Origin of the sequence: Nonomuraea sp. NPDC049607, assembly GCF_040675375.1 — a bacterium.
GTDB lineage: Bacteria > Actinomycetota > Actinomycetes > Streptosporangiales > Streptosporangiaceae > Nonomuraea.
Genome location: NZ_JBFAOV010000002.1, coordinates 191662 through 205612, shown reverse-complemented (window position 1 = coordinate 205612; position 13951 = coordinate 191662). Strand labels below are relative to the sequence as shown.

Here is a 13951-nt window from a genome sequence, read left to right as displayed (position 1 = left end):
GGGAGGTAGACCATCATGCCTGGGTGTATATCCGGGGCTGCTCCAACGCAACACCAGGAACCGAAGAGTTCCGTTTTACCCTTCGCGCCGCAGGGCGGCCAGGGTCTCGTCGGCCCAGGCGACGCCGGAGCGGACCTGGCGGAGGCCGAGGGTGAGCGCGTAGTTGCCGAGCCTGCTGCCCTCAGGGACGCAGTCGAGCACGGCGAGGCGGGCCACGAAGTGGGCCTTGATGCGCTCGACCACGGCGATGGCCTGCTCGGTGTTCAGCAGGGGCAGCAGGAACGCCTGGAGGGCGGTCTCGCTGCGCACGGTCGCCGACGGGTCGTGGCCGATCAGCCAGTCGGTGAGCAGCGCGCGGCCTTCGGGGGTGATGGCGTAGATCTTGCGGCCCCGCGCGCCCTCGTGCTCGACCGTCACCAGGCCGTCGGCGGCCATCTTGACCAGCTCGGGATAGATCTGCGTGTGCCCGGCCTGCCAGACGTGGTTGAGCGAGTGCTCGAACTTCTTGGCCAGGTCGTAGCCGCTGGCCGGGCCGACGCCGGAGAGCAGCCCGAGGAGGGCGATCCGCAGGGACATGCCCGCCAGCATAGCAAAGGCTTGACATGTCAGCTCTTACCTATCAGTCTCTACCTGTGACTAGTGACATGAAGGCCAAGGGCAACGGATTGGTGCTGCTGGCGGTGCTCGGCGGGATGTTCCTGGCGATGCTCGACCAGACGATCGTCGGCACCGCGCTGCCCCGCATCACCGGCGAGCTGGGCGGCACGCGGCTGTACACGTGGGTGGTCACGGCCTACCTGCTCACCTCCACCGTCACCGTGCCGCTGTACGGCCGGCTGTCCGACCAGCACGGCAGGAAGCCGCTGCTGCTCGTCGGGATGTCGGTGTTCGTCGTCGGATCGGCGCTGTGCGGCCTGGCGCAGGACATGACCCAGCTCATCGTGTTCCGGGCCGTGCAGGGGCTGGGCGCGGGCGCGCTGCTGCCGCTCTCGCTGGCCCTGGTGATGGAGATGTTCCCGCCCGGCCGGAACGGCGCCCGGGTGCAGGGTGCGCTCGGCGGTGTGATGGCGTTGACGTACCTGGCCGGGCCGTTCCTGGGCGGGCTGTTCACCGACCACGCGAGCTGGCGGTGGGCCTTCTACGTGAACGTGCCGCTCGGGATAGCGCTGATCGCGATCGTGGCGCTGCGGCTGCCGTTCCGTCCGGGCACCGGCGGCGGGGGCCGACCGGACTACCTGGGCATCGCGGTGTTCAGCGTGGCCATCAGCGCGCTGCTGCTCGGCCTCACCGAGAAGGGCCTGGACGGCAACTCCTGGACGTCCCTGCCCGTGGCCGGGCCGATCCTGCTGGCCCTGGTCCTGCTGGCCGTGTTCGTGCTGGTCGAGCTGCGGGCGTCGAGCCCGATCATGCCGATGCACCTGTTCCGGGACCGCACGTACACGCTGGTCAACGCGACCTCGTTCTTCACGGCCTTCTGCATGTACGCCGGTGTGGTGTTCCTGCCGCGCTACTTCCAGCAGGCGCTGAACGTCAGCGCCACCGAGTCCGGGCTGAGGATCTACCCGATGACGCTGGCCATGGTGGCGGGCAGCGCGCTCATGGGGACGCTGATGTCCAGGACGCGCACGTACAAGCCGTGGCTGGTGGGGGCGCCGTTCCTGCTGGTGGCCGGCAGCCTGCTCTGCCTGAACCTGACCCTGCGCACCGACGGCCTGCTGCTGGCCGGGTGGATGGTGCTCATCGGGCTCGGCATGGGGCCGATGTTGTCGGGGTTGACCGTGGCCGTGCAGCAGGCCGTCGCGCCGCAGTACATCGGCACCGCCTCGGCCAACCTCACCTTCTTCCGGCAGATCGGCGGCTCGGTGGCGCTGGCGCTGGCCGGCACCGCGTACACGTCGGTCATCACCACGGACGCGCCCGTGCACGGGCTCGCGGCCGCGCACGCCTCGGCGGCGGCCGTGGTGATCCCGTCGCTGGGCGTGGCGGGCGCGGTGATCGCCCTGGTCGCGCTGGTCATGATGCCCGGCAGGCGGCTGGAGCAGACGCCGGCGCCGGAGAGCAGAGTGGAGGCCGGTTTCGCGTCGTAAGCGGCGTCATGCGAAGCTGTGGATGTCCCCAATACCAGGAGGTCCTCATGGCGGAAACACCGGAGCCGGAAGTCAGCGAGACTCCCGAGGACGAGATGAAGCGCAAGTTCCGGGAGGCGTTGGAACGCAAGCGCGGGCAGCAGGCCGACTCGGCCGCGGGTGGCAGGGGCGTGGACCCGTCGAAGATCCACGGGGCGCACGGCCCGGCCTCGAGTAAAAGATCCTTCAGGCGCAAGAGCGGCGGCTGAAAGGTCGAATTTAGCTGGGGGTACGGCATGCCGTGCCCCCTTTCTCTTTACCTCGACAGGTAGATCTTTACCCGGTTCATGACGATTCGTTTGTATTTGTCCGAATCTCTGGGTACCGTCTTAACCAATTACCAGCTGGTGGCGTAGTCCCTACCAGGAGAGGGGCGACAGCTGGCGCCGAATCCCGACTTGTCGGGAACCGGGGACCCATCTCATTGGGGTGAATCCGGCCCTGTGCCGGTAGGGCATCTCCACGCCCGAACCCGTCAGCTAACCCGGTAGGCGAGATGGAGAGGACTTCACGCATGTACCACCTCGTCGTACCCCCGGACAGTGTAGTGACGACCGCCTGCTGAGCGGTCTCTTCCCTGACTTCCCCCACGCGCCGCGTAACCACCCTTTCGGCGCTCTGCCCGGTTACGCACCGTAGTCACGCGCGTTCCCCCTGTCCCCTCGCGAAGGACTTCACTGCTTCATGTCTCGATTTGGCCTGCGCTCTCTCGCCCTGTTGTCCGTGTCCGCCATGGGCGCGCTGACGATCTCCGCCACCGGCGCCCACGCCGACACCGGCGACGACCAGAAGATCCTGCTCAAGGGATCCACCAAGGCTTCGTACTTCTGGGACGACTCCTCCGGCCGCGCCGGCGACACCGGTCTTCCCGCCAGCGGCAAGCCCATGCAGAAGGGCCTGGCCGCCAGTCCCAGCTGGCCCCTCATGACCGAGGGTTACGTGACCTACAACGGCAAGAAGATGCCGTTCTTCGTGGGCGACCGCGGCCCGGGCGAGCCCTCCAACCGCGGCGTCATGCTCGACCTCGACGCCAAGACCTTCGCCGAGCTGACCGGCGGCACCTTCAACTCCGACACCCTCGGCGTGGACGGCAACGGCGGCCAGGGCCACATCAAGATCGACTACGTCATCACCAAGTGGGGCGACGGCAAGGGCAAGAAGAACTACCCCGTGGCCTTCTCCAGCGGCGCCTGGAGCAGGTACGACGCCAACCCGGCCGAGCCCCCCAAGGTCCTGGCCGAGGCGCCCGCCGACGACGCGGCAACCTCCGCCGGCGGTCAGGGCAACGTCGGGAAGACCGTCGCGATGGGCGGCACCGTCATGGCCGGCGTGCTGGTCCTGGCCGGTGGCGGCGTGGTGCTCGGCGGCGAGCGCCTGCGCAAGCTCCTCAACGACTGACCCGCGGACATTCCGGCCTTTACGCCGGACGACCAGAATGACATTCTGGTCGCTGTGATCCAGCGCGCAGCCGCCAACGGCATCGAGATCGCCTACGAGAGCTTCGGCTCACCCGCGGGCAGGCCCCTGCTGCTCATCATGGGACTCGGCGCCCAGCTCATCCACTGGGACGACGAGTTCTGCGAACTCCTGGCCGAGCGGGGGCACCACGTCGTCAGGTTCGACAACCGCGACGCGGGCCTGTCCACGCACCTCCACGACGAGGGCGTTCCCCCATGGGGAGCGCCCTCGCCGTACGTGCTGGACGACCTGGCCGACGACAGCGCCGGGCTCATGGACGTCCTGGGCCTGCCCGCCGCGCACGTCGTCGGCGCCTCGATGGGCGGGATGGTCGCCCAGGCGCTGGCCATCCGGCATCCCGCGCGCGTGCTGAGCCTGACCTCGATCATGTCCACGCCCAGCCCCCAGGCGGCCCCGCCGACCGAGGCGGCCGCCGCGGTGCTGTTCGCCAAGCCCGCGGCCGATCGCGAGTCGGTCGTCGCCGGTGCCCTGGCGACCTGGTCCGTCATCGGGTCGCCCGGCTACGAGCTGGACCGCGAACGCGTCGGCAGGCTGGCCGGGCTGGCCTTCGACCGCTGCCACGACCCGGCCGGCACGGCCCGCCAGCTGGCCGCCATCATGGCCTCCGGCGACCGTACGGCGGCGCTGGGCGGGCTGAGGGCGCCCGCGCTGGTCATCCACGGCGAGGACGACCAGCTCGTGCCGATCGCCGGCGGCCGGGCCACCGCCGCCGCCATCCCGGGCGCCCGCCTGGTCACCTACCCCGGCATGGGCCACGACCTGCCCCGCCCCCTCTGGCCCGAGATCATCGCCGAGATCAGCGCCCACACCGGCTCCGCGGCCGCCGTACGCCCGGAGGTCGCCACGGAGCCGTGAACGGGCCGGTCAGAGCTCCAGCTTCTCCTCGATGACCTTGAGCATGTGCCGGGCCAGGGCCAGGTTGGCCCGGTTGCGGTCGAGGGCGAGGTAGAGGAACAGGCCCTTGCCGCTGCGGCCGGTGAGCGGGCGGATGATGTGGTACTGCGCGGTCAGCGTGATGAGGATGTCCTCGATGCCGTCCTTGAGGCCCAGCGAGTCCATCGTGCGCAGTTTGGCCTTGATGACCTCGGTGTTGCCCGCCGCCGCGACCTGGAGGTCCAGCTCCTTCGAGCCGCCGAGCGTGCCGAGCGCCATGCCGCTGCCGTGGTCGACGATCGCCGCTCCGATCGTGCCGTCGATGCTCATCATTTCCTTGAGGGAGACGTCCATGCCTGCCATGCTTTCCTCCGCTTCGGTGGGATGGTCAGTGCTTGCGTGCCACGGCGGCCACGGAGGCCGCCGTCTTCCTGCCCTCCAGCCGCAGGAGCCCGACGTTGGCGCCGGGTCCCGCCAGGACCGTGAGGACGATCGTGGGGCCCGCGGCGTAGAGGGCCACGAACCCGGCGGTGCCGGACACGAGGGTCTCCTCGAACGTCCCGCGGCCCGCCATGGTCAGCATCCGGCTGCTCATCGCGAGCAGCGCCGCCGACAGCGCCGCCACCTGTTCGCCGGTGTCGCCGGCGAGGTCGCCGGCGATCCGCAGGCCGTCCACGGTGCAGGCGACGCTGCCGGTGACGTCCGGGGTGCGTCCGCGCAGGAGCTCCATCTCCGCCAGGACCTCTTGCCGTAGCTCCACGGGTGGCCTCCTCCTGCGTCGTGAGGGGAACCTCACGGCATCTCCTCCAGCGCCTTCTTCAGCCGCAGCAGCAGCGTCAGATCGGTCGGGTCGCCCGTCGGCACCGGCCCGGCGGCCGTCCCCGTCCGCCCGTCGCCGGCGGGGACGGCCACCGGGCTCGGCACCCGCTTGGGCAGTGCCTCCCCGTGGTCGGGGTGGTGTCGGGGCTGCGCGGGCCGTACCGGGTCCGGCGGGACGAGCAGGCCGGCGGCGGCCAGCTTCCTGACGGCCAGCAGCACCGAGTAGCCCGACCGGCCGAGCTGCCGGGCCAGCTCCAGCGGGGTGGCCTTCTGGTCGGCCCGTACGACGACCTCCCACTGCACCTGGCTGAGCGTCACCCCGTGCCCGGGAAGGCGCGGGATCGGCCGTACGGGCTGGGTGTCCACGTCGGCGGAGGGCCAGATGCCGGCGAGCTGCTCGCGGCGGCGGGCGGATTCGCGCACCAGCTCCGGGACGTCGAAGAACCACTGCCCGCCCAGCCAGTGCTCCTCCCCGGGCCGGAACTTCGGCCGCACGCCGGTCACCGGCAGCAGGAAGAAGGCGGCGTCCTGGACCACGCCGAGCACGGCGTACTGGAGCTCGGCCAAGGTGACCGGGCCCTCCTGGAGCAGCCGGGCGCGGCCGCCGTCGGCCTGGAGGGCGCGCAGGGCCGACTCCGACATCCGCCCCCTGGCCGCGAACAGCCGCTCGACGCCCGGCGCCTGGGCGCACTCCATGTACGTCACGCGCCCTCCCGACAGGTAGATCGTGCCGTTCCTGCCCAGGCGGAGGGCGCCCGTCGCGCGTTCGCGGGCGAGTCCGGACAGGAGCGAGTCGAGCGCGGCCATGGCTCAGGTGGTCAGCAGGTCGGAGATGGCCCGCAGGCGGTAACGGGCCAGGGCCAGGTTCGAGCGCTCCAGGTCGAGGCGGACGTAGATGACCAGCGGCCCCTCGAAGACCGTCTCCAGCAGCCGGAGCAGGTGGTGCCCCCGGTCGGTGGTGACGAGCATGTCGTCGATGCGCACGATCTCGCCGGGGCACGTCCGGGTCAGCCCGTCGGTGGTGGCGCGCAGCGCCTCGGTCAGCGCGGCGGCGGACCTGTCGGCGTCCACGCCGGACGCGCTGCTGAAGGCGACCGCCATGCCGCTGGTGCCGTCGACCAGCATGGCGTCGAGCGCGCCCGGTATCGACATGACCTCCGCCAGGCACGTGTCCACTCCCAGCACCGCGAGCCTCCCTCCGTCGTGGGACGGGGAAAGCGTAGGGGGCCACAAGAGATCAGAAGGGACGCGTTTTACCAGGAGATACGTTTTTATACGGCCAGGGCGAAGAAAAGCATCACTCGTGCGGAAATAAGATCAATTCACGAGACTTTTTCACGATGGCGGATGATTTCGGAAACGTTCTCCTCGGCCCACCGCGCCACCACCGAGATCGGCGTGTGCAGCGAGCGTCCGAGGTCGGTCAGCGCGTACTCCACCCGCGGCGGCACCTCGGCGAAGACCTCGCGGGTGATCAGCCCGTCCAGCTCCATGGCCCGCAGCGTCTGCGTGAGGACCTTCGGCGTCACCCCGCCGATCCGCCCCCGCAGCACGGTGAAGCGCATCGGCCCGTCGCTGAGGCTGAGCAGCACCAGCACCGACCACTTGTCGCCGATCCGGTCGAGGACCAGCCGGGTCGGGCAGTTCGGGTCGAAGGCATCACCGGTATCCATAAGGTACTTATAGCACGATGAAGTAACCAGTATCCATTGGATACTGTGCTTCTCATGAAGATCCTCGTGTTCGGCGCGACCGGCATGATCGGCCAGCGCATCGTCACCGAACTCACCGGCCGCGGCCACGACGTCACCGGTGTCAGCCGCCGCGGTCCCGTCAAGGGCGACGTCCACGACGCCGCCACGCTCGCCGAGGGCTACGACGCCGTCGTCTGCGCCATCGCCCCGCCGCGCGACGGCACCGAGCCCGAGCCGCCGTTCCTGGCCGCCAACCGCGCGCTCATCGACGGCCTGCGGACCGCCGGGGTGAGCCGCGTGGTGGTCGTGGGCGGCGCGGGCAGCCTCAAGGCAGGCCCCGGCCTCGACCTCGTCGACACGCCCGGCTTCCCGGAGATCTACAAGAAGGAGGCCAGGGCCGCGCGGGCGGTGCTCGGGCTCTATCGCGAGGTGACCGACCTGAACTGGACCTACGTCTCACCCGCCGCCGAGATCGCGCCGGGCGAGCGCACCGGGGTCTACCGGATCGGCCACGACGACCTGCTCAGCGACGCCGACGGCCGCAGCTTCATCACGGCCGAGGACTACGCGGTGGCGATCGCCGACGAACTGGCGGAGAACGCCCACCCGCGCACCCGCATCACCGTCGCCTACTGATCGTCCTCGTCCTGGTCGTCGGGCAGCAGCGCCTTCTCGTCGGGCTTGTGCACCAGCACGTTGTCCACGTACGACTTCACCGCCGTGGCCAGCCCGACGTCGCCGCCCGCCGTCTCCGACAGGTACCAGCGGTGGTCGAGGATCTCGTGGAAGAGCTGCGCGGGCTCCAGCTTGCCGCGCAGCTCCGCCGGGATGTCGTCGACCGTGGGGTGGAAGACCTCGGCGAGCCAGCGGTGCGCCACGATGGCCTCGTCCTCGTGGCGCAGGCCCTTGGCGACCCGGTAGCCGTCCAGGTCGTTGAGCAGCCGCCGTGCCTGATTCTCCTCCACGTCGAGCCCGGTCAGCCTGATCAGCCGGCGCTGGTGGTGGCCGGCGTCCACCACCTTCGGCCGCACGATCAGCCGGCCGGTGCCGACCTTGCGGCGCACCATCATCTCGGCCACGTCGAAGCCGAGCAGGTTCAGGCGGCGGATGCGCTGCTCCACGCGGTGCCAGTCGACCTCGTCGATGATCTCGCTGTCGGTGATCTCGGCCCACAGGCGGTGGTAGCGGGTGACGATGTCCTCCGCGGTCTCCATGGGGTCGATCGACGGGTGCAGCAGCCCGCCGGCCTCCAGGTCGAGCATCTCGCCGAAGATGTTGGTGTGGGCGACGTCGATGTCGGTCAGCCGCTGGCCCTCGCTGATCATCGGGTGCATCTCGCCGGTCTCGGCGTCCACCAGGTAGGCCGCGAAGGCGCCGGCGTCCCGGCGGAACAGCGTGTTGGACAGCGAGCAGTCGCCCCAGTAGAAGCCGTTCAGGTGCAGGCGAACCAGCAGCACGGCCAGCGCGTCGAGCAGGCGGGTGAGCGTGTCGGGGCGCAGGGTGCCCGACATCACGGCGCGGTAGGGGAGCGAGAACTGCAGGTGGCGGGTGATCAGCGCGGCGTCCAGGTCGTCGTCGCGGCCGGTCACGTACGCCACGGGCTCCACGGCCGGGGCGTCCAGCCGGGCCAGGTCCCACAGGAGCTGGTACTCCCGCCTGGCGTACCGCTCGCTGATCTCCTTGATCGCGTAGACCTTGCCGGAGAGCCGGGCGAACCGTACGACGTGGCGGGAGATGCCGCGCGGCAGATCGACCAGATGATGCTTGGGCCAGTCGGCCAGCGGGACGTCCCAGGGGAGCCGGATGAGGTCGGGGTCGCCTAGCGCGCCAGTGATCTGCAGGGGCATGAACGTCAGGATATGGTGCGTAGGTGGACGAGTTTCTCAACTGGTACTTTTCCGACCGTCCCGTCGTCGCCAGCCAATTGGGAGCCGACGGCTACGACCACACCCTCGGCGATTTCACCGCCTCCGCCTGGGAGAACCGCGCCCGGGAGGAGATCCGCTGGATCGAACGCCTCTCCAAGTCCCCGGCCGACTCGCTGGACGACGCCATCGACAGAGACCTGGTCCTGTCCCAGCTGAGGGGCTCGGTCGCGCTCGAATCCTGGCCCGAGTGGCGTCGCAACCCGGGCCTCTACCTCTCGGCCGTCTTCGGATCGTTGTTCAACGCCTTCCAGCAGCGGCTCAAGCCGGAGGCCGAGCTCGTCGCCGCCGCCGTCTCGCGCCTGGCCGAGGTGCCCGGCGTGCTGGCCGCCTGCCAGGCCAACCTGGACCCCGACCTCGCCGCGCCGCTGCTGGTCACGCGGGGGCTCGGCCAGGCCCGTACCGGCCGCAACTTCCTCACCCGCACGCTCCCCGCGATGGTCGCCGACGAGGCCCTGCGCGCCCGGCTGGCCAAGGCCGCCGAACCCGCCGCCGACGCGTTCGACGCGCTGGTCGCCTTCCTCGAAGGCTTCCAGTGCGGCGGCACCTGGCGGATGGGGGAGAAGCTCTACTCCACCCTGCTGCGCGAGCGCGAGATGCTCACCTACGGCGCCGCCGAGCTGCACGCCAAGGGCAGGGCCGCCTGGAGCGACCTGGACGCCCGGATGCGCCGGGTCGCCCTCGGCCTCAACGGCACCGAGGACTGGCGGGCCGCGATGGAGTCCCTCATGGACGACCACCCGCCCACCCTGGAGGCCATGCGGTCCGAGTACGAGGCCGAGACCCGGCGGGCCCGTGAGTTCGTCCGCGAGCGCGGGCTCGTCACCTTCGCCGAGGGGGAGGAGTGCGAGGTCCTGCCGTCGGCCGAGTACGCCCGCCCGGTGCTGTACGTCGCCCACTACCTGTCGCCGCCGCCGCTCAGCAGCTCGCGCAGGGGTATCTTCTTCGTCCCCTTCACCCCTGACGACTTCACCCAGGAGCAGGTACGCCAGCGCCTGCGGACCAACGCGCGCGCCCAGATGCCCTCGATCGCCGTGCACGAGGCCTACCCCGGCCACCACTGGCACCTGTCGTACATGGCGGACAACCCGCGTACGGTCCGCAAGGTCTTCAGGACGCCGTACTTCACCGAGGGCTGGGCCCTGTACGTCGAGAAGGTGCTGCACGAGCAGGGCTACTTCGACACCCCCGCCACCGAGCTGGCCCACCTGGACTTCCGCCTCTTCCGCGCCGCCCGGATCATCGTCGACACCGCGCTGCACTGCGAGGACATGTCGATCGAGGAGGCCGAGACGTTCATGGCCACCAAGGCGTCGCTGTCGCCCGGCACCGCCCGGGGCGAGGTGAACCGCTACTGCGCCTGGCCGACGCAGGCGCCGTCGTACCTGACGGGGGCCATCGAGATCGACCGCATCCGCGAGTCGTTCACGGGGTCGCTGCGCGAGTTCCACGACCGGATCGCCGGGTCCGGCGGCCTGCCCCTGGGCCTGGCCGAACAGGCCGCGCTGGTCTGACCGGCCCGCTCGCGCTCCCGGGGCTAGCTCGGGCGGCGCGGGAACACCGGCGGGTTGGCCGCGCGCTCCACGACGGCGGCGAGCTGCTCGTCGGTCAGGACCGCGGGCTTGCCCACGGCGAGCCCGCGCACGTAGACCTCGCACAGCCACTCCAGCAGGCGGGTGGCCTCGAACGCCTGCTCCATCGTCGCCCCGATGGTCACCCCGCCGTGGTTGGCCATCAGGGCCGCCTGCCTGCCCTCCAGCGCCGCCCGCACGTTGGCGGCCAGTTCCGGCGTGCCGTACGTGGCGTACTCGGCCACCTTGACCACGCCGCCCAGCAGCAGCGCGTTGTAGTGGACCGGCGGCAGCTCCGTCATCGTCGTGGCCACGACCGTCCCGAACACCGAATGCGTGTGAACGATCGCCTGAGTGCCCGTCGCCTGGTAGACGGCCAGGTGCATGGGGGTCTCCGACGACGGCTGCAGCTCGCCCTCGACCAGGTGGCCCTCCATGTCCACGATCGGGCACGCCTCCGGGGTCAGCCGGTCGAGCGCCACACCGGACGGGGTGACCGCCACCTGGTCGCCCCGGCGCACGCTCAGGTTGCCCGAGGTGCCGATGACCAGGCCCAGTTCGACGGCGCGCCTGCCGTACTCGCACAACTGCTCGCGGAGGCTCATGCGACGGCAGAGTAGTCGGTCGTCCGAAATACTTCCAGTGCCGTTTTTGGGTGCTTTTCGCCTCAGAGGCGGTCGAGGGCCTGGAGCATGAGGCGTTCGAGGTCGACGCGGGTGAGCCGGCCCGGGTAGAGGAGCAGGTGCAGGCTCAGGCCGTCGACCAGGGCGAGCAGGTGTTCGGCGAGGTCGTCGAGGCTGCCGTCCGCGCGCAGCTCGCCGGCCGCGCGGGCCTGGCCGAGCAGCTCCCGTACGGCGGCGCGCAGCTCGTCGGCCTCGGCGGTCTGGACCTCGGCCAGCCGTTCGGAAGCCAGGCTGCGGCTCCAGAAGCTGACCTCCAGGCGGCTCTCCTCGGTGCGTTCGGCGTCCAGCGGGAGGTTGTCCAGCAGCAGCTCGCGCAGGGCCGCCAGGCCGGTGACGCCCTCGACCTTGCGCGTCAGCCGCGCCCTGATGCGCTGGTGCGACTGGCGCAGCGCCGACAGCAGGATCTCGTCCTTGTCGGCGAAGTAGTGCGCGAGCACCCCGTTGGAGTAACCGGCCTCCTTGGCGATGGCCCTGGTGGTGGCGGCGTCGATGCCGTCCCTGACGATCACCCTGCGGGCCGCCGACAGGACCTCGGCCCTGCGCTCATCGTGATCGACGATCTTCGGCATCGGATCCCCCTCTTGTCGCGGCGACTCCCACCATATTGACTTTTTATTCGGACGTCTGTCTATTTAGACCATGACCGTCGCCACTGTCGGCGTGCACATCGTCGACATCCTCGCCAGGCCCGTCGAGCACATCCCCGAGGGCCAGGACACCGTACTCGTCGAGCAGATCCGCCTCACGGCCGCCGGCGCCGCCGCCGGAACCGCCGTCGACCTGGTCAAACTCGGCAACGACGTGATCACTATGGGCGCGATCGGGGACGACGAGCTCGGCGACTTCCTGCGGGCCGTCCTCGCCAAGCGCGGCGTGGACGCCACCCGCCTGGTCCGCAGGGCCGGCGAACAGACCGCCGCCTCGATCCTGCCCATCCGCCCCGACGGCGGCCGGCCCAGCTTCCACGTGCCCGGCGCCAACCTCGGCGTCACCCTTGCCGACCTGGACCCCGACGTGCTGCGCCGCGCGCGGGCCATCCACCTGGGCGGCATGGACGTCACCTTCGGCCTGGGCGACCCCGCCTTCTTCGCCCTCCTCGACGAGGTGCGGGCCGCGGGCACGATCGTCACGATGGACCTGCTGTCGGAGCTGCCCGACCTGCTGGCGATGGCCCGCGCGTTCCTGCCCCACGTGGACTACGTGCTGCCCAACGAGTCGCAGGCCCTGCTCATGACCGGCGACGCCGACGTGGACACCGCCGCCGCGACCCTGCTCGCCGACGGCCCGAAGGGCGTGCTCGTCACCCTCGGCGCGGCCGGCAGCCTCGTGCTGACCTCCGACGGCGGTCCCGAGCGGGTGCCGGCGCTGAAGACGGAGGTCGCCGACACGACCGGGTGCGGGGACGCGTACTGCGCCGGTTTCCTGACCGGGCTCCTGCACGGCCGCGACGTGCTGGAGGCCGCCCGCTGGGGCACCGCAGCAGCGGCCCGCGTGGCCACCGGCCTCGGCTCCGACGCGGGCCTCACCGACCTCGACTCCACCCTAAGGACTCTCGCATGACAGACGCCGAACTCCGCGAGCGCGCGCTGAAGGTCGTCCCCGGCGGCATGTACGGGCACCTCAACGCGGCCATCTTCGCCCCCGGCTACCCCCAGTTCTTCCAGCGCGGCGAGGGCTGCCGCCAATGGGACGTGGACGGGCGCGAGTACATCGACCTCATGTGCAGCTGGGGCCCGGTCGTGCTCGGGCACCGGCACCCTCGCGTGGAGGAGGCCGCCGCCCGGCAGCTCGCGCTCGGCGACTGCCTCAACGGCCCCGGACCGATCATGGTCGAGCTGGCCGAGCTGCTGGTCGACACCGTGCCGAGCGCCGACTGGGCGATGTTCTCCAAGAACGGCACCGACGCCACCACCCAGGCGCTCATGGTCGCCCGCGCCGCCACCGGGCGGACGAAGGTGCTGATGGCGCACGGCGCGTACCACGGCGCCGACCCCTGGTGCACGCCCTCGACCGCCGGCACCACCCCGAACGAGCGCGCGGACCTGGTCGAGTTCTCCTACAACTCGCTGGAGTCCCTGGAGGCCGCCGCCGCCACCGTCGAGGGCGACGTCGCGGCGATCATCTGCACCCCCTTCAAGCACGACTCCTTCGAGGACCAGGAGCTGGTCGAGCCCGCGTTCGCGCGCGGTGCCCGCGCCCTGGCCGACCGCCTCGGGGCGGCCCTGGTGATCGACGACGTGCGGGCCGGGTTCCGCATCGACCTGCGGGGGTCGTGGGAGCCGTACGGGGTCCGTCCGGACCTGACCGCCTGGTCCAAGGCCATGGCCAACGGCTACCCGATCGCCGCCGTCACCGGCACCGACGCCCTGCGCGGCGCCGCGCAGACCCTCTACACGACCGGCTCGTTCTGGTTCTCGGCGGTGGCGATGGCCGCGGCCAAGGCCACCATCGAGACCCTGCGCGACACGGACGGCATCGCCGCCATGGAACGCGCCGGCACCCAGCTCAGGGAGGGCCTGTACGCCCAGGCCAAGTCCCACGGGTTCGTCGTGAACCAGACCGGCCCGGTGACCATCCCGTGGCTCAGCTTCGACGGCGACGCCGACCTGTCCACGGCCCTGTACTGGAGCGACGCCTGCCTGCGGCACGGGGTGTACCTGCACCCCTGGCACAACTGGTTCATGTCGGCGGCCCACACGGAGGAGGACGTGGCCCGAGCCCTGGAAGCCACCGACCAAGCCTTCACCGAAACCCGCACCCACTTCGCCTGACTCCCCGCGC

Annotated in this window: 16 protein-coding genes, 1 pseudogene and 1 riboswitch; of the genes and pseudogenes, 8 read left to right on the top strand and 9 right to left on the bottom strand. The window is 70.7% G+C overall.

What is annotated here, in order from left to right; all coding sequences use genetic code 11:
- Nucleotides 1–75: 75 nt before the first annotated feature.
- The gene (locus tag AB0J97_RS05185; protein WP_364084705.1) at nt 76–576 is read right to left on the bottom strand and encodes a PadR family transcriptional regulator; all 501 of its coding nucleotides are present in this window, start codon (nt 574–576) and stop codon (nt 76–78) included.
- Nucleotides 577–632: 56 nt separating this feature from the next.
- On the opposite strand from AB0J97_RS05185, the gene AB0J97_RS05180 reads away from it, so the two are divergent.
- The 4 genes and pseudogenes from AB0J97_RS05180 (at nt 633) to AB0J97_RS05165 (ending at nt 4460) form a co-directional block, all read left to right on the top strand.
- Nucleotides 633–2087, top strand: coding sequence for an MDR family MFS transporter (locus tag AB0J97_RS05180; RefSeq protein WP_364084702.1), 1455 nt, complete (start codon nt 633–635; stop codon nt 2085–2087).
- A gap of 47 nt (nt 2088–2134) precedes the next feature.
- On the top strand, nt 2135–2335 hold the full coding sequence (locus tag AB0J97_RS05175; RefSeq protein WP_357699139.1) for a DUF5302 domain-containing protein: 201 nt from the start codon (nt 2135–2137) through the stop codon (nt 2333–2335).
- 165 nt (nt 2336–2500) lie between these two features.
- Nucleotides 2501–2635: riboswitch (cyclic di-AMP (ydaO/yuaA leader) on the top strand.
- Between the two features lie 223 nt (nt 2636–2858).
- A pseudogene (locus AB0J97_RS05170) lies at nt 2859–3287 on the top strand (hypothetical protein); the annotation flags it as partial.
- Between the two features lie 291 nt (nt 3288–3578).
- Nucleotides 3579–4460, top strand: coding sequence for an alpha/beta hydrolase (locus AB0J97_RS05165; RefSeq protein WP_364084697.1), 882 nt, complete (start codon nt 3579–3581; stop codon nt 4458–4460).
- A 9-nt stretch (nt 4461–4469) separates the two neighbouring features.
- Here AB0J97_RS05165 and AB0J97_RS05160 read toward each other — a convergent pair whose 3' ends face one another.
- The 5 genes from AB0J97_RS05160 to AB0J97_RS05140 form a co-directional block, all read right to left on the bottom strand.
- Complete coding sequence (locus AB0J97_RS05160; protein WP_352352019.1) at nt 4470–4841, bottom strand: hypothetical protein; 372 nt, start codon at nt 4839–4841, stop codon at nt 4470–4472.
- Nucleotides 4842–4866: 25 nt separating this feature from the next.
- Complete coding sequence (locus tag AB0J97_RS05155) at nt 4867–5238, bottom strand: roadblock/LC7 domain-containing protein (protein ID WP_364084693.1); 372 nt, start codon at nt 5236–5238, stop codon at nt 4867–4869.
- A gap of 32 nt (nt 5239–5270) precedes the next feature.
- Nucleotides 5271–6104: a hypothetical protein gene (locus tag AB0J97_RS05150; protein WP_364084690.1), complete on the bottom strand. Its 834-nt coding sequence runs from the start codon at nt 6102–6104 to the stop codon at nt 5271–5273.
- Nucleotides 6105–6107: 3 nt separating this feature from the next.
- Nucleotides 6108–6482: a roadblock/LC7 domain-containing protein gene (locus AB0J97_RS05145; RefSeq protein WP_357699147.1), complete on the bottom strand. Its 375-nt coding sequence runs from the start codon at nt 6480–6482 to the stop codon at nt 6108–6110.
- 137 nt (nt 6483–6619) lie between these two features.
- On the bottom strand, nt 6620–6970 hold the full coding sequence (locus tag AB0J97_RS05140) for a helix-turn-helix domain-containing protein (protein ID WP_357699149.1): 351 nt from the start codon (nt 6968–6970) through the stop codon (nt 6620–6622).
- A 54-nt stretch (nt 6971–7024) separates the two neighbouring features.
- Between AB0J97_RS05140 and AB0J97_RS05135 the strand changes: the two genes are divergently transcribed.
- On the top strand, nt 7025–7627 hold the full coding sequence (locus tag AB0J97_RS05135; RefSeq protein ID WP_364084685.1) for an NAD(P)H-binding protein: 603 nt from the start codon (nt 7025–7027) through the stop codon (nt 7625–7627).
- On the opposite strand, the gene AB0J97_RS05130 is transcribed toward AB0J97_RS05135, so the two are convergent.
- Entirely contained in the window at nt 7621–8838 is a 1218-nt protein-coding gene (locus tag AB0J97_RS05130; protein ID WP_357699153.1) for a DUF4032 domain-containing protein, read from the bottom strand. The genes AB0J97_RS05135 and AB0J97_RS05130 overlap by 7 nt on opposite strands.
- Nucleotides 8839–8861: 23 nt before the next feature.
- Here AB0J97_RS05130 and AB0J97_RS05125 point away from each other — a divergent pair, with 23 nt between their 5' ends.
- Nucleotides 8862–10430 carry a DUF885 domain-containing protein gene (locus AB0J97_RS05125; protein WP_364084681.1) on the top strand — a complete coding sequence of 523 codons (1569 nt, stop codon included), beginning with the start codon at nt 8862–8864 and terminating at the stop codon, nt 10428–10430.
- A gap of 23 nt (nt 10431–10453) precedes the next feature.
- Here AB0J97_RS05125 and AB0J97_RS05120 read toward each other — a convergent pair whose 3' ends face one another.
- Complete coding sequence (locus tag AB0J97_RS05120) at nt 10454–11092, bottom strand: class II aldolase/adducin family protein (RefSeq protein WP_364084678.1); 639 nt, start codon at nt 11090–11092, stop codon at nt 10454–10456.
- A gap of 62 nt (nt 11093–11154) precedes the next feature.
- Nucleotides 11155–11739 (bottom strand): TetR/AcrR family transcriptional regulator, encoded by a 585-nt coding sequence (locus AB0J97_RS05115; RefSeq protein WP_364084675.1) that lies wholly within the window; start codon nt 11737–11739, stop codon nt 11155–11157.
- A 70-nt stretch (nt 11740–11809) separates the two neighbouring features.
- On the opposite strand from AB0J97_RS05115, the gene AB0J97_RS05110 reads away from it, so the two are divergent.
- Together AB0J97_RS05110 and AB0J97_RS05105 are read left to right on the top strand one after the other, a co-directional pair.
- The gene (locus tag AB0J97_RS05110) at nt 11810–12730 is read left to right on the top strand and encodes a carbohydrate kinase family protein (RefSeq protein WP_364084672.1); all 921 of its coding nucleotides are present in this window, start codon (nt 11810–11812) and stop codon (nt 12728–12730) included.
- Nucleotides 12727–13941 (top strand): aminotransferase class III-fold pyridoxal phosphate-dependent enzyme, encoded by a 1215-nt coding sequence (locus tag AB0J97_RS05105; protein WP_357699163.1) that lies wholly within the window; start codon nt 12727–12729, stop codon nt 13939–13941. Before AB0J97_RS05110 ends, AB0J97_RS05105 begins: the two co-directional genes overlap by 4 nt.
- The last annotated feature ends 10 nt before the right edge of the window (nt 13942–13951 follow it).